Source organism: Limnohabitans parvus II-B4, assembly GCF_003063455.1.
GTDB classification, from domain to species: domain Bacteria; phylum Pseudomonadota; class Gammaproteobacteria; order Burkholderiales; family Burkholderiaceae_C; genus Limnohabitans_A; species Limnohabitans_A parvus.
Genome location: NZ_NESN01000002.1, coordinates 766578 through 787537 on the forward strand (window position 1 = coordinate 766578; position 20960 = coordinate 787537).

Genomic DNA, 20960 nt, shown 5'->3' on the forward strand with positions numbered 1-20960 from the left:
GAATCTGGCCGTCAACGCTCAGAGTTTGCGAAAGATCAAAAAGTGATGGCTGGGCTGGCCGGCCAAAGACCGTTGCCCCTCAATTTGCCGCCCACAGCCCTGAGCGGGCAAGCTGCCCTGCCAGGTGGCCGCGATGCGCTTGCCGTCGTGCGACTCTTCCAGGGTGAACTCGCCATCGTCCAAATCGGCGACCACCGCATGTGCTTGGTGGTCTCGCTGCAAGGTGCCGCGCAAACTGCCGGGGTGTTCCGGGTGCGGGCCCAGGTTCAAGGTCCACGGCGCTTCGCTGGCGATTTGTGCGATCCACTCACCTTGCAGCATGCCTGCAGACAGGTCTGCACCCGATGGGCAGATGGGGCGTGTGGGCAGCACTTGGCAAGCGCTCAGCGTCAGCAAGGCGATCAGGCTGGACAGTCGGGCAAGCGTGGGCGGTGTGTTCATGGTTTGGCTTGCGCCGCCGCATCGGCTGCGCGTTTGGCGAATTCGGCACGCAAGGCCTTGAGCTTCTCGCGCGGGTCTTCTTTGACGGTGTTTTCGTCCAGGCGCATTTCGGCAATGAAGCGGCTGGGCAGTGCGGCCACGCTTTCGCGGCCTTTTTTGCGGCGTTTGGTCCAGCTTACCGCCAAGCTGCGCTGTGCGCGGGTGATGCCCACGTACATCAGGCGACGCTCTTCTTGCAGGCGCAGCAAAATGCCCTCTTGGCTGGCCCCGGCGGTGGTGTCGTCGTCACCCAGTTTGAAGGGCAGCAAGCCTTCGTTCACGCCCACCAGTGTGACGTGCGGCCACTCCAAACCCTTGGAGGCATGCAGGGTCGACAGCGTGACCACGTTTTGGTCTTTCTCGCGCTCGCTCAGCGTGGAAATCAGCGAGATGGTCTGTGCCACCTCCAGCAGGTTTTTGGTGTCGGTGGCATCGGTGCCCGTGGCATCCTCGATCTCGCCGCCGCAACGTCCGGCCATCCAGTCGCAAAACTCCAGCACATTGGTCCAGCGGGCCGAGGCCACTTTCTCGTTGTCCTCACCGTCGTACAGGTGCGACTCGTAACCGATCTCTTTGAGCCATTCGAGCAAAAACGCCAGCGCGTCCGTTTTGCCCAAGGTGTGGCGGGCGCGGTGCTCCAGGTCGTTGATGTAGCGACCAAACTCGTGCAGGCCGTCCACGGCGCGGGTGTTCACCGCGCTGGGCAGGCTGCCCGCAAACAAGGCCTCGAACAAACTCAGTTTGTATTGCGTGGCAAAAGTGCCCAACTGGCCCAGCGTCTGGTGGCCGATGCCGCGTTTGGGGCTGGTGATGGCCCGCAAAAACGCCGGGTCGTCGTCGTTGTTGATCCACAGCCGGAACCAAGCGCACAGGTCCTTGATCTCGGCTTTGTCAAAAAAGCTCTGCCCGCCCGACACCTTGTAGGGAATGTTGGCGCGGCGCAAGGCCTGCTCAAAGGGCCGCGCCATGTGGTTGGCGCGGTAGAGGATGGCAAAGTCCTTGAACTCGCGGTGCTTGGACGGGTTGACCTGGCCACCACGGATCGACTGGATGCGGGCAATCGCCCGGTCGGCCTCGTGCTCTTCGTTCACGGCATCGACCACGCGCACCGGCTCGCCCTCGCCCAATTCCGAAAACAGCGTTTTGGGAAACAGCTTGGGGTTGGGCTGGATCACGTTGTTGGCCGCCCGCAAGATGGCACTGGTGGAGCGGTAGTTCTGCTCCAGCTTGATGACCTTCAGGTTCGGAAAGTCCACCGGCAAGCGTTTCAAGTTGTCCAGCGTCGCGCCGCGCCAGCCGTAGATCGACTGGTCGTCGTCGCCCACCGCGGTGAAGCGGGCCCGCTCGCCCACCAGGTGTTTCAGCACCTCGTATTGCGTGGCGTTGGTGTCCTGGTATTCGTCCACCAGCACATGGCCCATCTTGGCCTGCCAGCGTTCGCGCACCTCGGGGTACTCGGCCAGCAGCTTCAAAGGCATGCCGATCAGGTCGTCAAAGTCCACACTTTGGTAAGCCGTCAGCCGCTCTTGGTACAGCGCCATGATGCGGGCAATCACGCGGGCGTTGTCGTCAGGCGCTTGGGCTGCGGCCTGCTCGGCGTTCAGTCCCATGTTCTTCCACAGGCTGATGGTCCACTGCCACTGGCGGGCGGTGGCCGCGTCGGTGGTGCCGCCGCAATCCTTGAGGATGCTGGTCACATCGTCCGCGTCCATGATGCTGAACTGGGGCTTGAGCCCCAACACCTGCCCGTCTTCGCGCATGATGCGCACACCCAGGGCGTGGAAGGTGCAGACGGTCACATCTTTGGCGGCCTTGCCAATCAAATCTTTGGCCCGCTCGCGCATTTCGGCAGCGGCCTTGTTGGTGAAAGTGATGGCCGCGATGCGCTTGGGCTCCAGCCCGGCTTCAATCAGGCGTCCGATCTTGTGTGTGATCACCCGTGTCTTGCCCGAACCCGCCCCGGCCAGCACCAGGCAGGGGCCGGAGACATAGTTCACGGCTTCGAGTTGGGCGGTGTTGAGTCCGGCTGACATGGGCGTGGGGTGGGGAATGGGGATACGAAGCAAAGCGGGCCATCATAGCGGCCTGCGCTGGCCGGCTGACCAGAATTTCGCTGCACACGTCCGTTCGGAAGAACTTGTCGGCCAGGGGACCCCATGAGCGCCCAAATGCCACGACAATCGATGCATGCTTGAAGTCTTGCGCGTCACTTTCCCCTTCTTTGCCCTGGTTTTGTGTGGCTACCTGGCCGCCCGTAAAGGGCTGTTGCCGCTGGAGGCCATTCCCGGTCTCAACGGTTTTGTGCTGTTTTTTGCCCTGCCGTGCATGTTGTTCCGTTTTGGGGCCAGCACGCCGATTGCCCAGCTGCTCGATGCCGGGGTGTTTTTCACCTATTTGTTGTGTGCTTTGGTCATGGTGGCATTCAGTGTGGCCATCAGTTTGAACGAGCGCATTCGCTGGAACGATGCTTCGCTGGGGGCCTTGGTGGCGGCGTTTCCAAATACCGGCTTCATGGGCGTGCCCTTGCTGGTGGCTTTGTTGGGGCCTGAGGCCGCTGGCCCGGCCATCGTCACCATTTTGGTGGACATGGTGATCACATCTTCGCTGTGCGTGGCCTTGTCGCGCATGGACGCGGCGGGCGAGCATGGCGTGGCCGGTGCGGCCCACAAGGCCTTGGCCGGGGTGGTGCGCAACCCCATGCCTTGGGCCATTTCTTTGGGTGGCGCGTTTTCTTTTTTGAATTTGGAGTTGGTCGGTCCAGTGGCCAAAACCGTGGGTTTGCTGGCTGATGCGGCCTCGCCCGTGGCTTTGTTCACCATCGGGGCGGTGCTGGCGCGCTCGCAAATGCTGGCCCACGAACGCCCGCACGGGCCGCTGCGCTGGGGTGACTATTGGCCGATTGCGCTTATCAAGCTGCTGCTGCACCCTGTGTTGGTGTTGTTGGTGGCTGGCGCTGCGGTGCAAATGGGCGTGCTGCTCACGCCGTTCGCCTTGATGGTGATGGTCTTGGTGGCCGCTTTGCCCAGTGCCAGCAATGTGTCGCTGCTGGCCGAGCGCTTGGGGGCTGACAACGGGCGCATTGCGCGCATCATTTTGGTGACCACGTCGACGGCGTTTTTGACTTTCTCTGGCGCTGTGGCTCTGCTCAAGCCCTGAGAGGTGCAGTGGGGTGGCACTGACCCCAGCGTCAGATCGCCTGCGGGTCCACATCGACCAGCCATCGGATCACGCCTTTGTGTTCGGGCTGGCTGCGCACCTGGTGCAGCACGCTGTGCAGGTGCCACAGCATTTTTTGCAGCGCCATTCGGCTCGGGCTTTCAAGCAGCATTTGGGCGCGTTCCACGTCGGCCACGCGCTGCATGCTCATGGGCACGGCGGGGTACACGCTCACTTGCATGACCAGATCGGCGGTGGCGGGGTCGGCGCTCAGTTGTGCTTCCAGTGTTTCGCGGGCGGCGTTCAGCAGCGCCTGGGCGGCTTCTTGAGTGCGGGCATCGGCGCGCAGCAGCGCTTGGTGGCTGATGGGCGGCAGGTCGGCGGCGGTGCGCTCGGCCAGTTCACTGGCGGCAAAGGCCGGGTAATCGTGCTTTTTGAGCGCTTCAAACAGCGCGTGTTGCGGGTGAAAGGTTTGTACCCACATCTCGCTGCTGGCGCTTTGGGCCGCCTCACGTCCGGCGCGACCTGCCGCCTGCATGAGCAGGGCAAACAAACGCTCGGGCGCTCTGAAGTCGCTTGAAAACAGCGCCGTGTCGGGGTTGACAGCCGCCACCAGTGTGATGCGACGGAAGTCGTGCCCCTTGGCAATCATTTGGGTGCCCACCAGAATATCCACTTCACCCGAATGCACCGAGGCCAACTGGCTCTCCAGTGCGCCTTTCAACCGCGTGGTGTCGGCGTCGATGCGGGCGATGCGGATGGGGGCGCCGTCTGGGCGTTTCACATGCGCCAGGAGTTCGCCCAGGTGTTCTTCCAGCTGCTCGGTGCCGCGTCCAATGGGGGCGATGTCGGCATTGCCACATTCGGGGCATGCCCGTGGCACGCGCTCGGTCAGGCCGCAGTGGTGGCAGCGCAGCGTGCGGTCAATTTTGTGGAACACCCGGAACGCGCTGCAGTGTTGGCATTCGCTTTTCCAGCCGCAGTCGGCGCAGTGCAGCACCGGGGCATAACCTCGGCGGTTGAGCAGCAGCATGCATTGTTCGCCGCGCTCCACCCGCTCTTGCAGGGCAGCCACCAAAGGCGCGGACAGCACCGTGCGTCGCGGTTGTTTGTTCATGTCGACCCGCCGCACTTTGGGCAACAGGCCTGTGCCGATGCGCGAAGGCATCAGCAAGCGCTGGTAACGACCGCCTGGATCGTCGTCATGGGCCGGGCGGCTCAGGTGCCAGCTCTCCAGCGAGGGGGTGGCCGAGGCCAGCAGCACCGGGGCGTTTTGCAGACGCCCCCGATAGACGGCTAAGTCGCGGGCCGAGTAGCGTGCGCCTTCTTGCTGTTTGTAGCTGGGGTCGTGTTCTTCGTCGACCACGATCAGTTTCAGGTGCGGCATGGACGCAAAGATGGCCATGCGCGTGCCCAGCACGATGCGGGCATGACCCGCGTGGGCGGCCAACCAGCCTTTCAGGCGCTGGGCGGGCGTCATGCCGCTGTGCATGGAGACCACGGCGTCCGCGCCGAAACGCGCTTGCACCCGCTCTTCGAGCTGCGGCGTGAGGTTGATCTCGGGCACCATGAGCAGCGCTTGAGCTTGCGGGGCGGTGGTCAGCATCCGCTCCACGGCTTGCAAATACACCTCGGTCTTGCCGCTGCCCGTGCTGCCAAACAACAAGAAAGGCCCGGAGCCACTGGCCATTTGCGCCAGCACGGCGCTTTGCTCGTCCGACAGGGCGGGGCCGGGCGTGGTCTGCACGGTGCGCTCGGTGTTTTGTTTCTTGAGGCGGCGGGCCAGTTGTTCGTTGCTCAGGTCACGCAGCTGCGGGGGCAGTGCCGACAAGGCCACTTCTCCCAAAGAGCGCTGGTAATACTGCGCTGAGAACTGCACCAGCTGCCGCCACGCGGGGTCCAGCGGGGCCAAGCCTTCGAGCACGCCCAAGACATCGCGCACCGCCGATTCGGGCATGTCCGCAGGTGCGGTATCGCGAAGTGCCCAGACCACACCCAGCACGTCCCGTTTGCCCAAGGGCACACGTACCAGTTGCCCCGGTTGCACCACAAAAGGGCTGCGGTAGCTCAGCAGCCCCCCCACTTGGCTGTGGGCCGGGGTCTGGACGGCAACGTCAATCCAGTGGTGGGTGCTCACAATATTTCCGGGGTTTTTGGGTGAAATTACCAGTATTGGAGGTTAGCTGAAATCTTGAAACAAGATGTAAGTTGTTGATTTCAAAGTACTTTGAGCGCGATCCAGAAAATCTGTGGATAACTTTGTTGAAAACTCGGTCTAGATGGCCTGGAAGCCTTGAAAATCAAGCCTTCCACCAAATTGCCCATCCAATGTGCAAGATAAAAAACCCAATGAAATCAAGCACTTGCAAAATGGGTGATACATCGTTTTTGCTGCTTTGCAGCAAGTGCGCTTAGCTGGATGGGAGGTTCGCTTTTGTGCATAAGTCAAGCAGGTAAAGCCATTTATTTTGTAAAAAAAGCGCTTGGCCCCCTGATTTTTTATGCTAAGGGCCTGATGCGGTCAGGCCCATGGGTTCATTTTTGGCGCATGGCCCGTGAATGGCTGTGTACGGTTTCGACCAGGGCCGAGACATGCTCAGGCGGGGTGAACTGGCTGATGCCGTGGCCCAGATTGAAGATGTGCGTCGGCCCGGTGGTGCTCCGGTCGGTGTGCGGTATGCCAAAGCTGTCGAGGACGCGGCGCACTTCAGTGGCGATGTGCTCGGGCGGGGCAAACAGCACATTGGGGTCGATGTTGCCTTGCAGCGCCTTGCCGGGGCCGCCCACCTCACCGCCCACCAGGGCGCGGGCACGGCCCAGGTTCATCGTCCAGTCCAGGCCCAGCACTTCGCAGTCCAGACCGTTCATCTCGGGCAGCCACAGACCCCCGCCTTTGGTGAAGACGATGCGTGGGATGCGTGCGCCTTCGTGCTCGGTTTTGAGCTGGGCCAGCACGCGTGCGGTGTAGGCCAGGCTGAACTGCTGGAACGCGCCGTCGGCCAGCACGCCGCCCCAGCTGTCAAAAATCATCACGGCCTGGGCACCGGCTTCGATTTGCGCGTTCAGGTACTGCGCAACCGAGTCGGCGTTGATTTCCAGAATGCGGTGCATCAGGTCGGGGCGGCTGTACATCAGGCTTTTGACCTGGCGGTAATCGTCCGAGCCCGCGCCTTCGACCATGTAGCAAGCCAGCGTCCAGGGGCTGCCCGAAAAGCCGATCAGGGGCACACGGCCGTTCAGCGCCTTGCGGATGCTGGTGACGGCGTCGAACACGTAGCGCAGCTTGTTCATGTCGGGCACGGCCAGCTGGCTGACTGCCGCTTCATCGCGCACGTTTTTGGCGAACTTGGGGCCTTCGCCCAAGGCAAAGCTCAGGCCCAGACCCATGGCGTCAGGCACCGTGAGGATGTCGCTGAACAAAATGGCGGCGTCCAGCGGGTAGCGCTCCAGCGGTTGCAGGGTGACCTCGGTGGCGTAGTCCACATTGGTGGCCAGGCCCATGAAGCTGCCCGCTTTGGCGCGGGTGTCACGGTACTCGGGCAGGTAGCGACCCGCCTGGCGCATCAGCCACAGGGGGGTGTAGTCGGTGGCTTGGCGCAGGCAGGCGCGCAGGAAGGTGTCGTTTTGGAGGGGGGCAAAGGAAGAAGTGCTCATCCCCCAATTGTCGCAGGCCGGGCCGGGCACTTGGCGTTGGCCCGCGCCAAGCTGGTCGATACCTGCGGCTTCGACAGCCGCAGAAGGTGCGTTAGCGGACGGGCGGGAGCTTTTGCAATGCGCTCAGCACCTCTGCCACACTGGGCAGCTCGGACAAGAGCACCGGAGGCTGGCCGGGCGGATACAGCGCATAAACGGGCACGCCACTGCGGCCTAGCGCGGTGAGTGCCTGAGTGATGGCCGGATCGCGACGTGTCCAGTCGGCACGCATCAGCACCACTTGGCGGGCATCGAAGTCGGCCAACAGCGGTCCATCGGCCAGGGTGGTTTTCTTGTTGTATTGGCAAGTCACACACCAGGCGGCAGTGAAGTCCACAAACACAGGGCGACCCGCCTCTAGGTGGCTTTGCAGGGCAGCTTCGCTCCAGGCTTGCCAGCGTTGTCCGGGAGCGCCTGGGGCCGCGGCACTTGAGCCGGCGACCTCTGTCGGCGCTTCTCGCAAGGCGGTCGGCAGTGCGCTGCTGCCCAGCCAGACCAGCAGCACCAAGCTCAAGGAGCCCCATGCCCAACGGGTTCGCCCCGACAGACTCAGTGCCCAGACGAGCGCCGCCACGCTCAGCAGCCAAGCCAGCAGGGCACTGGCCCCATCGATGCCGGTTTGCTGCCCCAGCACCCAGACCAGCCAGACCACGGTGGCGAACATCGGAAAAGCCATGGCCTGACGGAACACCACCATCCACGCGCCTGGCCGAGGCAAGGCGCGGGCAACGGCCGGCCAAAGGCTGGCCGCCAGATAAGGTGACGCCATGCCCAAGCCCATGGCGGCAAACACCATGAGCGCTTGCCAAAACGGCAGCGCAATGGCCAGCCCCAGCGACGCCCCCATGAAGGGCGCTGTACAGGGAGAAGCCACCGCGACGGCCAGCACACCCGACAAACCAGCATTCACGGTCGGGTGCTGGCTTTGCCATGAGGCGAGCCCACTGGGCACCAGCATGCCGAATTCAAAAACGCCCGCCAAATTGAGGCCCAAGAGGGTGAACAGCAGGGCCAGACCCGCCACCACAGGCGGGGACTGCAGCTGAAAGCCCCAGCCCAGTTGCTCGCCAGCCGAGCGCAGGCCCAGCATCAGGCCTCCCAACAGCAAGAAAGACAGCACCACACCCACGGTGTACGCCAGGCCTGCAGCGCGGTGTTCATGTTGTTGAGCGGGTTGGGCAAACCCCAGCACCTTGATGGCCAGCACGGGAAACACACAGGGCATGAGGTTGAGTAAAAGGCCACCCAAAAATGCCCCCAGTACGGCCAGCAAGACGCTCAGTGGTGTGGCGCTGGCTGCGGCCAGGGGGTGGCTGGGTGCCTTGGCCGCGTTTTGGGCCAGCGCTTTGGCCAGCTCCGGCGACACGCCCGCTGGGGGTGTTTGGGTCAGTGCAGGCCATGTGCCTTCAATAGGTGTTTCAACTTCAAAGGCGGGGCCTTTGGGCGACGACTCGGGACCGACCGCGACCACCCAGCGCAGAGTGGCAGGGCTGTCGGTGCGCTCTTCAGTCACGGGAATGCTTGCACTCCAGACGGCACCTTGCCAGTTTTGCGTCCAGTCGGTGCCTTGTGCCGCGGCGTTTTGGACGATGCCCGCTGTGACCGGAAAGGCGCTCAGCGTTTGGCCACGCCAGTTCACGGGCAGGCCATGCACGCGCAGCTGCAAGCGTTGACCGTCTTCGCTCACACGGGTTTGACCACCGGTGACCCATGTGCCTGCTTGTTGCAATGGGGCCAGCGGTTTGGGGCTGAGTTGGTGGGCTGCGTCAAAAGCGGCGCCATAAAGGGCGGTGGCACTTTGTGCGGGCAGATTCAGGCTGAACTGCCCCTCTTGCGGAATGCATTCTTGGCGGCAGACCAACCACTCGGCGCGCAGAGCGATCTTGAGTGGACCCACCACCGGCGGTTTGAAGTCCGGACCCACAGTGACAGGGACGCTCAGTAACAACTTGCCTTCGTAACCGTAATTGGCCAAGGTGCCGATCGGAATTTTCTTGGGCAGTGGCCAGGCGATATCCCCTGCGCTGAGCCCTGCCGGCAAGGTCCAGTGCAGTTGCGTGGGCAAGCCCGAGTCGCCCGGGTTTTGCCAATAGGTGTGCCAGTGCGGCTGGTGCGTGATTTGCAAGCCCAGCCAAAAGGTCTGACCGGGCTGCAAGCCTTGCGGGGCATGAGCCACCAATTCAGCCAAAACCTGCTCAGTCTTGACGGTGCTGCTGGATGTTTGGGCGTGGCTGACGATGCCCAGCAGCAGCAGGGCGGTCAAGGCAAAACGGAAGAACAATTTCAGCATGCGGGGCAACAGTCTTGGTCAAGCGGTCGAAAAACAGCTGGCACTTTACACCTGCGCAGCTGCAGGGGCTGGGGCGATGACAGCAAGCCCGTGGGGATGGCACGCTCTTTGGACTGGCTGTCTATTAAGATGCGACCATGAACACACCTGTCCGTTTCTGGGCCGATCTGAGCACCACCGATTTTGCCGGGCTGGACCTGTTGCGCACCATCGCAGTCTTGCCGGTGGCGGCCACCGAACAGCATGGCCCACACCTGCCGCTCTCCGTAGACACCGATTTGGTCAACGGCGTGGTGGCGGCTTGCTTGCCGCACTTGCCTGCCGACTTACCGGCTTTGTTTTTGCCCACCCAAACGGTGGGCCTGAGCCCTGAGCATGCGCGTTTTGCAGGCACCTTGACGCTCAAGGCAGAAACTGTGATCCGTTTGTGGACCGACATCGGTGAGTCGGTGGCGGCCAGCGGCGTGAAAAAGCTGGTGCTGCTCAACGCCCATGGCGGACAAGTGAGCGTGATGGACATCGTGGCGCGGGATTTGCGGGCCCGGCTGGGCATGCTGGTCTACAGCGTGAGCTGGTTCAATTTGCCGCTGTGCGATGCGCAAGGCGCTGACGTGAATGCGCTGTTCCCACCCGAAGAACACCGTTTTGGCGTGCACGCGGGCGATACCGAGACGTCGATGATGCTGGCGCTGCGCTCCGAACAGGTGCGTATGGACTTGGCGCAAAACTTCCGATCCACCTCGCAAGACCGCGCCGAGCGGTTCGACATATTGGGCAACGGCAAAAGTGCCAAGCTGGGCTGGCAAATGCAGGACTACAACCGCCACGGTGCGGCGGGCAACGCCTTGGCCGCCACCGCCGAAAAAGGCCAGGCTTTGCTGAGCGCCTCGGGCCGGGCGCTGGCGCAGTTGTTGGGTGAAATTGACCGTTTGCCGCCCGACACCCTGAGCGATTCGGTGGGCTGAAAACGGCCGGTCTTCAGAAGCTGGGCAGCACCAACTCGCAGTGTTCGCGGCTCACGCTTTTGGGGTATTCGCGGGTGGTGTCGATGCAGCCGCCTTCGGCATAAACGCCTTTGGGGTCGCGCATGCGCAGCATGCGCTCCAAAACCTGGGTTCGGGCTGCTGGGTTGGCTTCGGTTTGCGCCACCAGAGCCTCGACCACTGTCTCATCCATCTGCAACGCACCTTGGGCGTCTGTATAGGCACCGTCTTTCCAGTGGAAGATTTCGATGGCTTTGGACTCGAGCGTGTAGGGCGTGTCGCGCTTCCAGAAGTTGCTGAACAAGCCGCCCCCCATGTAGAGGACCCATGAGCCTTCGTAGCCGGTGACGTCTGAGGAGCGCTCATCCGGGTTGCGAAACCACAGGCGGTCGCCCGGCACATAAAAGCGCCCAGGCAAGGGCGCTTCCATGCTGCCGTATTCGACCAGATAGACCTCATGGAATTGGCCCGATCGCACCGCGTGGACTTGGTTCAGGCTTTGCAACTGGGCCAGCAGTTCGGGGTTTTCGGATTTGAGCTCTTGCGCGATGCCCAACAAAATCACGTACTCGGTCGCCCGGTAACAAGAAAAGTCGTACAGCTTGCCCGTGGCATCGGGTTGGGTGGCTGCGGTCAGTGCCTCGACCAAGCAGCGGCCTGGCTGCAAAATGAATCCTGCGTCGTCGCCCCCGTCTTGCCAAAAGGCTTGTGGACGCTCGGCCGCATCGGTTTTGAAGGCCAAAGCGGTTTTTCGGGCGTCCAAGGCCATGTTGCGCCGCACCCGGATGTGCGAGGTCAGCGAGTCGAGGCTGGCAAACTGAAACCGGTGGGGGGAGCCGAGCAAGGCCACCCAGATTTCGCGCTCCAAGGCCCAGGCTTCGTCCGTTTGAGGGGTGTGGCCCAGTTTGTCGTGCAAGGCCAAGGTGTCGTGGCCCGGCATGCACCGCGCTCTGAAGTCGGGCCGCAGCGTGCAGATCAGTGCCACTTGTGACCCTTGCAAGGGAAGGGTCAAGGTCTGAACGGCTGATGCAAGCGCCCATTTGTCCAACAAAGCCACCAAATCGCGAGCCAGCCGGTCAGCATCGGCGGCTTGCAGGGTGGTGAGCTGGATGCCGCCCTCCAAGGACTGGAGGGCCAACCAGGCGGTTGAACTGTTCATGGTTTGATTCTGCCTGCAAACCGAAGGGGTATTTCCTAGGGAATGTACCTGTGCACCATGAACGTGCCCTGACATTGGCCGGATGTCAAAAAATGAGCCCGGCCTCCGGTTCAGGCGAACGTGACCCAGTCTTTGTGCGCGTCACTGTCCAGGTGCGGCAAGGTGTTGTAGGTCAGCAGCATGTGCCGCTTGGGGGTGAAGACGAACTCGGTGAGCGCCGTGTTGCGGATGCGCAGGTTCAGCTCGATGGTGGTTTCGGGCGGGGTGCCCAGAACCCGGCCCACGGCCGTCGAGATGGGGCCGCCGCTCGAGACAATCATCACGTCTCCGGTGTGTGACTGCCGCACATGGTCAAGCGCCGCTTCGATGCCGCCCACAAAGTCGGCATAGCTGGGCATGTCACGCGGCTGGGTGCGTCCGGCCATCCAGGCCTGCAAGGCGTCGCGCAGCAGGCGAAAGTGGTGACGGTAGAGCTCGGGCGTGTCCGGTTTGGCCAGCGGCTCGGGGTGGATGGACTCGATCAGCGCGTGGCTGTCGTATTCGTTCAGACCCTGCCACACGGACGGGGTGTGCGGCAGGCCCGCACCTTCGGCAATGCCTTCCCAGGTTTGGCGGTGGCGCTTCAAGCTACCCATGAGCACCGCTTCGAGCGGCTTGCCCTGCAGTTTGGGCCGCAAATACTCACCCAAGCGCACGGCCTGCTGGCGGCCCAGTGGGCTGAGTTGATCGTAGTCATCGGCCCCGAAAGAGGCTTGTCCGTGGCGGACCAAATAGAGGGTTCCCATGGGCTGCGATTGTGCGCAGCCCAAGGCTTTTCGCCTGTCGCTGGGGTGATCAGAGGGTGACGGTGCCTTGGATGCATCCGACCACATCGCCACCCACCCAGACTTGGCCGCCTTCGTCTTGTGACAAGAACACCTGACCGGCGCGGCCCCGCGCGGTGCCCTGGCGGGCGCTGTAGCGGGTGGGCATGTGGCCTTCGGCCATCAGCCATTGCGCCAGCGACGCATTGAGGCTGCCGGTGACCGGGTCTTCGGCGATGCCCACCGGGGCGGCAAAGGCGCGCACTTCCAGGTCGGTCAGGTCGTTGGCGATGCGGGTTGAAGCGGCGAAGGCGCGGGCCTCGCGGTTGGCGCGGCGGATCAGGCTGCCTGCGCTGACCTCTCGTTTGGCCGCCACGCCCACTTTGGTGTTCAGGCGCTTGAGCGCCGCGTGGTCCGGCTCCAGCGCAAGCAGGCTGTCCACCGAGTCGATCAAAATGCCCAGCCAATGCGGGCCGTTGTTCAGGTCTTGCGCGGCCAGCACCTCGTCGGCCTGCAGGCCCAGCGCCGCCAGCACCTCGGTCAGCAGCGCTGGCGCTGGGGTTTGGCGCTGTAAGGGCGGCGCAGCAAAGGCCCAGCGGCCGTCGACTGATTTCAAACTGACCAGACCCACGCCGCACTCCTGCACCAGCTGACCGCTTTGCCGGGGCTGGCCGCCCGCCTTGAGCCAAGCGTGGGCCGTGCCCAGTGTCGGGTGGCCCGCGAAAGGCAGCTCAGCGCCGGGCGTGAAGATGCGCACCCGGTAATCGGCCCCGCCCGCAGCCCCTTCGGGCGTGGGCGGCAGCACAAAGGTGGTTTCGCTCAGCTGCGTCCAGCGGGCAAAAGCCTGCATTTGCGCATCAGACAGATCTGTGCCGTTCAGCACCACGGCCAGCGGGTTGCCCAATAGTGCGGCATCGGTGAAGACGTCGACTTGTTGGAAGGCGCGGGTTTTCATGGCGTTGTCCTGAGGTGATAGGTCAGAGCGATTCGCGAATCGCTGCGGCCAGTGCCGTCATGCCCGTGTTGATCTGGTCCACCGTGGCGGTCACAAAGGACAGGCGCAGGGTGCTTTCGTCCGCGCCTTCGGCGTAGAAAGCCGAGCCGGGCACAAAGGCCACGCCTTTTTCCACGGCTTTGTCCAGCAAAGGAATCGCCTTGAGGCCCTGGGGCAGTTGCACCCACAAGAACATGCCACCCACCGGGCGGCTCCAGGTCAGGCCCAGGCCAGCCATCTCGCGGTCCATCGCCGCCAGCATGGCTTCGCACTGCTGTTTGTACAGGGCTCGGATGGTGGGCACATGGCGCTCGATGAAGCCGTCTTTGAGCACTTCAGCCACCACACGCTGGTTGAAGCTGGGCGTGTGCAGGTCGGCCGCTTGCTTGGCCTGCAAGAGCTTGGGGTAGAGCGCTTTGGGTGCGACCAGGTAGCCCAGGCGCAGGCCGGGGGCCAGAATTTTGGAGAAGGAGCCGAGGTACACGCTGCCTTCGGGATGGCGTGAACTGAGGGAGGGCGCGGGGGGCGCGTCAAACCACAGGTCGCCGTAGGGGTTGTCTTCGATGATCGGCAAGCCAGACTCGACAGCCACTTGGGCCACGGCGGCGCGGCGCGCTTCGGTCATGGTGCGGCCAGTGGGGTTCTGGAAGTTGGGCAGCAGATACACAAAGCGGGCTTTGTCGGCCCCGGTGCCCACTTTGGCGCGCAGGTCAGCGGGGTCGACGCCGTGGTCGTCGCTGCCCACGCTCACCAGCGTCGGCTCCATGGGGGTGAAGGCTTGCAGTGCGCCCAAGTAGGTTGGGGTCTCCACCAAAATTCGGCTGCCCGCGTCGATCAGGATCTTGGCCACCAGGTCCAGCCCTTGCTGGCTGCCCGTGGTGATCAGCACTTGGTCGGGGCTGACGTTCATGCCTTGCTTGAGCAGGTCGTGGGCCACCCATTCCCGCAGCGGCGCATAGCCTTCGCTGGCGGCGTACTGCAAAGCGGCTTTGCCGTCATCTCTCAGCACACGCTCGCTGGCTTCGCGCATGGCGTCGATCGGGAAGGTCTGCGGCGAGGGCAGGCCTCCCGCAAAACTGATGATGCCGGGCTTTTCAGTGACCTTGAGGATCTCGCGGATCACCGAGGGGTTCATTTTTTCGGCGCGTTGGGCCAGTTTCCAGTTCATGTTGTGCTCCTCAAACGTGTGTTCAGTTGGATTTTGGGGCGTTCGCCATGCGCCGCCCCATGAAAACCGTGGCTACGACCAGCAGGGCAAAACCCAGGGTCATGGCATCCAGTGATTCTCCCAGCAAAGGGACGGCTGCCAGAATGCTGATGAAAGGTTGCAGCAATTGCAACTGGCTCACCCGCAGCGGGCCGCCCAGCGACAGGCCTCGGAACCAGGCGAAAAAACCTGCCCACATGGAAAATACGCCCACATAGAGCAGGGCCATCCACGATGTTGGCGCAATAGATTGTTCGGGCCAGGTGAGCCAGGCTCCCGGCAATGTCACAGGCAGGGCCATCACGCAGACCCAGCTGATGACCCTCTCCGCCCCCAAGCTGGCTGTGACTTTGGCTCCGGCCACATAACCCAGCGATGCGGCCAGCACCGCGCCCACCAGCAGGGTGTCGGCCCAGGTCAGGCCAAAGCCGTGACCTATTTGTGAGGCACGCAGCAGGCTGTAGACCGCCACCAAGGCGCTGCCCAAAGCGGCAAACACCCAAAACCCCAAGCGTGCGCGTTGGTGCATGAGCCAAGCGGCCGCCGCTGCCGTGGCCAGTGGCAGCAAGGCGGTGATCACGGCGGCGTGGCTGGCCGTGACATGGCGCAGCGCCCAGCCCAGCAGCAAGGGGTAACCGATCACATTGCCCGCCAGCGAGAGCAGCAAAGGGCCACGCTGGGAAGGCGTGGGGCGTGGTGCACGCACGGCCAGAAGGTAAACGAACGACAGGCCCCCGGCCAGCGCCGCACGCGCCCAAGTCACAAACCAGGGTGACATTTGCGGTGCGTCCACCGTGCCTGTGGCCAGGCGCGTCATGGGCAAGGTGAGTCCAAAAATGAACACGCCCAGAAGCCCCAGCCAAAGGCCCAGGTTCTCACGCTGTTGAGGGGTGTTGTTCATTCGGGCATCAAGCTGCGCTTTGGCGCAAGCCGTTCAAAATCCAAAAAGCGGTCGCCACCAGTGCCACCGACATGCAGCGGTTGAACATCAGCAAGCGGCGACCGTGCGCCAGCCAATGCCGCAGCATCGAGCCTGCCACCGCGTAGGTCAGGTTGCTGAAAAAACCATAGGCCACCATGATGGGCAGCAGCACCAGCGTGCGGGCCGTGGCGTCTTCGCGCCCGGCCACCCAACCCGCCACGATGGCCAAGGCCAGCATCCAGGCCTTGATGTTGAGGAACTGCAGGCCCACGCCTTGCACAAAGCCGACTTGCAGTTTGGCGCTGTCGGCCTGCTGCAAGCTGCCGCTGTGCCACAAACGCGAAGCCAGCCACAGCAAATAACCCGTGCCCAGCGTCACGATGCCCCAGCGCAAAGGGGGAAAGGCCACCACCAAACCGCCCAAGCCCGTGGCGCATAGGGTGAACAAAATGCCCCAGCCGACGGGCACCGCGCACACAAAGCGCATGGCGCGGCGCAGGCCGTGGTTGGCGGCCATGGCGGTCGACAGTGTGGTGTTGGGCCCGGGCGTGAAGCTGCTCACGGTGGCCAGCACCAACAGGGCGCTGAGTTCTGAGGAGGTCATACCTTTGAATGTAGTGCCGAAATGAGTACAGTATCGGTACAGTTTGCGAGATCATTTTGAAAACTGTATTGCCCCGCCTGACCGCACACTTGTTTGAATGCAGCCCATGTCTTTGCTCAGCCGTGAATCCACCCAACCTCTGACCGAGCAGCTCGCGCAGCGCTTTGTGACGCGCATGCGTGACCAGTTGTGGGTCTCGGGGGCGCGTCTGCCTTCGGTGCGGCAATGCGCCCAGATGCATGGTGTGAGTGCCTCCACCGTGGTGGCCGCCTACGATTGGTTGGTGGCGCAGGGTTGGGTGGAGGCCCGCCCGAACCGGGGCTTTTTTGTGCGCGACCGGGGGCAACGCACACCGCCTTTACCAGCTGTGGCCGGGGGCGTTGTGCCCAGCCCGCCGCCTGTGAATGCCGCAAGCTTGATTCGCGGCATGTTCCATCAACCCAGCGCCGAGCCACAACCGGGCATGGGCGTGTTTCCTGCGGATTGGTTGGATGCCGATTTCTTGTCGGCGGCTTTGCGCAAAGTCGTGACCAGTCCAGCTTTGCGCGAGTCGTCCTTGCGTTATGGTGAGCCACAAGGGGACACTAGTTTGCGCGAAGCCCTCTCGTCCAAGTTGGCCAGCATGGGTTTGCACGCCGCGCCAGATCAGCTCATCACCACCGTGGGAGCGACCCATGCGCTGGACATCATCAGCCGCACCTTGTTGCGCCCGGGTGATTGCGTGATGGTCGAAGAGCCGGGTTGGGCCATTGAATTTGCCCGCTTGCAAAACCTGGGTGTGCGCATCCTGCCTGTGCCGCGCTTGGAGACGGGGCCTGACCTGGACGTGGTGGAGCGCTATGCCCAGTTGCATGCGCCCAAGATGATGGTCAGTGTGTCGGTCTTGCACAACCCCACGGGCTACGGTTTGTCCATGCCCGTGGCGCACCAGCTGGTGAACTTGGCGCACCGCTACCACTTCCATGTGGTCGAAGACGACACCTACGGGCACATGGCCCCGGCACATGCGGTGCGCTTGTCGGTGCTCGATGGCTTGCAGAAAACCATTTACGTCAGCGGTTACGCCAAGATCCTCGCGCCCAGTTGGCGTGTGGGCTACATGGCTGCTCCAGCCGACTTGAAAGATGCGTTCTTGGACACCAAGCTCTTGTCCACGCTCACCACCCCGGTGCTGTTTGAAAAGGCATTGGCGCTGTGCCTGGAGCAAGGCGCGATTCGGCGGCACACCGAACGCTTGTCGCAACGGCTGGAGGCCGCCCGCAGCCGCAGTGTGAAGCTGGCGCTGGCGCACGGTTGCCAGTTTGTGGCACCGCCGCAGGGCCTGTTTGGTTGGGTGGATGTGGGTGTGGACACCGATCTGCTCGCGCTGCGCATGCACGATGCCGGGTACCTGTTGGCACCCGGCTCCTTGTTCCATGCCGACCGCAGGCCGGGTTCTTTGATGCGGGTGAACTTTGCCAGCACCCAAGACGACAAGTTCTGGCGAGCCCTGGCCAAGACACGCACAGAACTGTTGTGAGCGCAGCAGTGCTCAGCGGGCTGACAAAATTTCCCAGCGTTCCATGGCCGCCAGCAACACATCGTCGATTTCGGTGTCGCGCTTGAACAGCTTCTGTGCCAGACCTGGGTCGCGCTGGTAAATGCTGCCGTCCGCCAATTGCGCGCGGGCCTCAGCTTGCTCTTTTTCCAATGCTTCGATTTTGGCGGGCAACTCGGCCAGCTCGCGTTGCTCTTTGTAGCTGAGCTTGCTGCGGGCAGCAGCGGCCGGGGCGGCGGTATTCGTGACCGGGGCTACCTCAGCCGCTGGCGTCGACCCACTTCGCTGCGCTGCTTGTGCCCGGATGGCTTGGCTGCGCTGCGACTGCACCAGCCAGTCTTGTACCGAGCCTTCGTATTCGCGCCAGAGGCCCGGTTGATCCGGGGCGCTTTCGCAGGCGATGATGCCGGTCACCACGTTGTCCATGAAGGCGCGGTCGTGGCTGACCAGAAACACGGTGCCTTCGTAAGTTTGCAGCAACTCTTCAAGCAGCTCCAAGGTTTCGATGTCCAGGTCGTTGGTCGGTTCGTCCAGCACCAGCACGTTGGCCGGGCGAGCAAACAGGCGAGCCAGCAAGAGGCGGTTGCGCTCGCCGCCCGACAGGGAGCGCACGGGCGAAGTTGCCCGCGCTGGCGAGAACAGGAAGTCTCCTAAGTAGCTTTTGACGTGTTGGCGCTTGTTGCCAATCTCGATCCATTCGCTGCCCGGGCTGATGAAGTCTTCCAGCGTGGCGTTCAGATCCAGGGCGTCGCGCATCTGGTCAAAGTAGGCCACTTCCATTTTGGTGCCGCGACGCACTTCGCCGCTGTCGGCTTCCAGTTCACCCAAAATCAGTTTGAGCAAGGTGGTTTTGCCGGCGCCGTTGGGACCCAGCAAGCCAATCTTGTCGCCCCGCAGCAAGGTGCCGGTGAACTTCTGAATGATGGTGCGCACAGAGCCGTCTGGCTGGGTGAAGCTTTTGCTCACATCGGTCAATTCCGCCACCAGCTTGCCGCTCGGCACGCCTGAGGCCACTTCCATTTTCACGTTGCCCACTTTTTCGCGGCGAGCAGCACGCTCGCCCCGCAGGTTTTGCAATCGCGTGATGCGGCTTTGACTGCGCGTGCGGCGTGCTTCCACGCCTTTGCGGATCCAGATTTCTTCCTGGGCCAGTAGTTTGTCGGCCTTGGCCTGAATCACCGCTTCTTGGGCGAGTTGTTCTTCTTTCTGCACTTGGTAGGCGGCGTAGTTTCCGGGGTAAGGGCGCAGCTTGCCCCGGTCCAGTTCGACAATGCGGGTTGCAATGCGGTCCAGGAAAGCCCGGTCATGCGTGATGGCGATCACGCTGCCCTTGAAGTCAATCAGCAGGTCTTCCAGCCAGGTGATGGCGTTCAGGTCCAAGTGGTTGGTAGGCTCATCTAATAAGAGCACATCAGGACGGGTCACCAAAGCCTGGGCCAAGGCCACACGCTTGCGCATGCCGCCGGACAGCGATTGCACGATGGCGTTAGGGTCGAGTTGTAAGCGCTGAAGCGTCTCATCAAGGCGTTGCTCCCAGCCCCAGCCGTCGCGTGACTCAATTTGGCTTTGCAGCGTATCGAGGTCACCCCGGCTGTGCGTGTAGTCGTCGATCCATTGCACCACTTCAGCCAAGCCTTCGCGGACGGCTTCAAAGATGGTGTGCTCTGCAATCAAGAGCGGTTCCTGGGCAACATAAGCAATGCGAACGCCTTGTTGCAGATGCAAGTTGCCGTCGTCCGGGCGCTCCATGCCTGCCAGAATCTTGAGCAATGACGACTTGCCCGTGCCGTTGCGACCAATCAAGCCGATGCGCTCGGACGTCTCCAGAGAGAAGTCGGCATGATCGAGGAGTGCGACATGGCCAAAAGCCAAAGACGCGTTCAATAGTGTGAGTAAAGCCATGGTCCCATTATCCGGGCCGGGCTGCACGAAATAGGGAAGATAGGTTCAAAAAACTTGTCAATCACCAAAAAACTGTGCCATAATCGAGGGCTTCGCCGCTCACAAGTGCGGTTTCAAAAGAAGCCAAGCAAGAGCAGTAAGTTGGTTGATGAAAAGATCTTGGTGATCTAAGAAATTTTCAAAAACTTGACGCAGCGCTAAAAACTGTGTCATAATTCAAGGCTTCGCTGATCGCAGCGTAGCAAGATAAGGCGATGAAAGTTGCCTAGGTTCTTTAAAAATATACAGCCGATAAGCGTGGGCGTTTGATGGTGATTGCCAAGTTCTTCGGAACTTAGCTTTAATTAGCTAACAAACGCTCATGAAGTAAAAAAGATGTGGAAATCAGAGATGGTGACCACGTCGATTCCAATTTATGAGTTGCTCGAAAGAGCGAAAAAAATCAAGATCGAACTATAGAGTTTGATCCTGGCTCAGATTGAACGCTGGCGGAATGCTTTACACATGCAAGTCGAACGGTAGAGGGGGCAACCCCTCGAGAGTGGCGAACGGGTGAGTAATATATCGGAACGTGCCCAGTCGTGGGGGATAACGTAGCGAAAGTTACGCTAATACCGCATACGATCTAAGGATGAAAGCGGGGGATCGCAAGACCTCGCGCGATTGGAGCGGCCGATATCAGATTAGGTAGTTGGTGGGGTAAAGGCTCACCAAGCCAACGATCTGTAGCTGGTCTGAGAGGACGACCAGCCACACTGGAACTGAGACACGGTCCAGACTCCTACGGGAGGCAGCAGTGGGGAATTTTGGACAATGGACGCAAGTCTGATCCAGCCATTCCGCGTGCAGGATGAAGGCCCTCGGGTTGTAAACTGCTTTTGTACGGAACGAAAAGGTCTCTCTTAATACGGGGGGCTCATGACGGTACCGTAAGAATAAGCACCGGCTAACTACGTGCCAGCAGCCGCGGTAATACGTAGGGTGCAAGCGTTAATCGGAATTACTGGGCGTAAAGCGTGCGCAGGCGGTTATATAAGACAGATGTGAAATCCCCGGGCTCAACCTGGGAACTGCATTTGTGACTGTATAGCTAGAGTACGGTAGAGGGGGATGGAATTCCGCGTGTAGCAGTGAAATGCGTAGATATGCGGAGGAACACCGATGGCGAAGGCAATCCCCTGGACCTGTACTGACGCTCATGCACGAAAGCGTGGGGAGCAAACAGGATTA

At 62.0% G+C, this 20960-nt stretch carries 15 protein-coding genes and 1 rRNA gene; 4 read left to right on the top strand and 12 right to left on the bottom strand.

Annotated elements, in window-relative coordinates; translation table 11 throughout:
- Positions 1-18 precede the first annotated feature (18 nt).
- A complete protein-coding gene (locus B9Z37_RS08370; RefSeq protein WP_108312495.1) occupies positions 19-441 on the bottom strand; it encodes a hypothetical protein in 423 nt (140 codons plus the stop codon).
- Complete coding sequence (locus B9Z37_RS08375) at positions 438-2513, bottom strand: ATP-dependent helicase (protein WP_108312496.1); 2076 nt, start codon at positions 2511-2513, stop codon at positions 438-440. Before B9Z37_RS08375 ends, B9Z37_RS08370 begins: the two co-directional genes overlap by 4 nt.
- A 154-nt stretch (positions 2514-2667) precedes the next feature.
- On the opposite strand from B9Z37_RS08375, the gene B9Z37_RS08380 reads away from it, so the two are divergent.
- Positions 2668-3636, top strand: a complete 969-nt coding sequence (locus tag B9Z37_RS08380) for an AEC family transporter (protein ID WP_108312497.1) — start codon at positions 2668-2670, stop codon at positions 3634-3636.
- 31 nt (positions 3637-3667) lie between these two features.
- Here B9Z37_RS08380 and priA read toward each other — a convergent pair whose 3' ends face one another.
- From priA to B9Z37_RS08395, 3 genes are all read right to left on the bottom strand, one after another.
- A complete protein-coding gene (priA, locus tag B9Z37_RS08385; RefSeq protein ID WP_108312498.1) occupies positions 3668-5773 on the bottom strand; it encodes a replication restart helicase PriA in 2106 nt (701 codons plus the stop codon).
- Positions 5774-6171: 398 nt separating this feature from the next.
- The gene (gene hemE, locus B9Z37_RS08390; RefSeq protein ID WP_108312499.1) at positions 6172-7290 is read right to left on the bottom strand and encodes a uroporphyrinogen decarboxylase; all 1119 of its coding nucleotides are present in this window, start codon (positions 7288-7290) and stop codon (positions 6172-6174) included.
- Between the two features lie 91 nt (positions 7291-7381).
- Positions 7382-9619, bottom strand: a complete 2238-nt coding sequence (locus tag B9Z37_RS08395) for a protein-disulfide reductase DsbD family protein (RefSeq protein ID WP_108312500.1) — start codon at positions 9617-9619, stop codon at positions 7382-7384.
- A 137-nt stretch (positions 9620-9756) separates the two neighbouring features.
- On the opposite strand from B9Z37_RS08395, the gene B9Z37_RS08400 reads away from it, so the two are divergent.
- Positions 9757-10584: a creatininase family protein gene (locus tag B9Z37_RS08400; protein ID WP_108312501.1), complete on the top strand. Its 828-nt coding sequence runs from the start codon at positions 9757-9759 to the stop codon at positions 10582-10584.
- A gap of 13 nt (positions 10585-10597) precedes the next feature.
- On the opposite strand, the gene B9Z37_RS08405 is transcribed toward B9Z37_RS08400, so the two are convergent.
- The 6 genes from B9Z37_RS08405 to B9Z37_RS08430 form a co-directional block, all read right to left on the bottom strand.
- The gene (locus tag B9Z37_RS08405; RefSeq protein WP_108312502.1) at positions 10598-11761 is read right to left on the bottom strand and encodes a hypothetical protein; all 1164 of its coding nucleotides are present in this window, start codon (positions 11759-11761) and stop codon (positions 10598-10600) included.
- Positions 11762-11871: 110 nt separating this feature from the next.
- Positions 11872-12546, bottom strand: a complete 675-nt coding sequence (locus B9Z37_RS08410; protein WP_108312503.1) for a histidine phosphatase family protein — start codon at positions 12544-12546, stop codon at positions 11872-11874.
- 49 nt (positions 12547-12595) lie between these two features.
- Positions 12596-13519, bottom strand: a complete 924-nt coding sequence (locus B9Z37_RS08415) for a PhzF family phenazine biosynthesis protein (RefSeq protein ID WP_108312504.1) — start codon at positions 13517-13519, stop codon at positions 12596-12598.
- A gap of 22 nt (positions 13520-13541) precedes the next feature.
- Positions 13542-14726 (bottom strand): aminotransferase-like domain-containing protein, encoded by a 1185-nt coding sequence (locus B9Z37_RS08420; RefSeq protein ID WP_108312505.1) that lies wholly within the window; start codon positions 14724-14726, stop codon positions 13542-13544.
- Positions 14727-14748: 22 nt separating this feature from the next.
- Positions 14749-15666: a DMT family transporter gene (locus B9Z37_RS08425; protein ID WP_108312506.1), complete on the bottom strand. Its 918-nt coding sequence runs from the start codon at positions 15664-15666 to the stop codon at positions 14749-14751.
- Positions 15667-15673: 7 nt separating this feature from the next.
- Positions 15674-16291 (bottom strand): LysE family translocator, encoded by a 618-nt coding sequence (locus B9Z37_RS08430; protein WP_108312507.1) that lies wholly within the window; start codon positions 16289-16291, stop codon positions 15674-15676.
- A 112-nt stretch (positions 16292-16403) separates the two neighbouring features.
- On the opposite strand from B9Z37_RS08430, the gene B9Z37_RS08435 reads away from it, so the two are divergent.
- Entirely contained in the window at positions 16404-17810 is a 1407-nt protein-coding gene (locus B9Z37_RS08435) for an aminotransferase-like domain-containing protein (RefSeq protein ID WP_167394351.1), read from the top strand.
- A 12-nt stretch (positions 17811-17822) separates the two neighbouring features.
- Here the strand turns inward: B9Z37_RS08435 and B9Z37_RS08440 are convergent, their stop codons facing one another.
- Positions 17823-19730 carry an ATP-binding cassette domain-containing protein gene (locus tag B9Z37_RS08440; protein ID WP_108312509.1) on the bottom strand — a complete coding sequence of 636 codons (1908 nt, stop codon included), beginning with the start codon at positions 19728-19730 and terminating at the stop codon, positions 17823-17825.
- A 450-nt stretch (positions 19731-20180) separates the two neighbouring features.
- Between B9Z37_RS08440 and B9Z37_RS08445 the strand changes: the two genes are divergently transcribed.
- Positions 20181-20960, top strand: a 16S ribosomal RNA gene (locus B9Z37_RS08445); the annotation flags it as partial.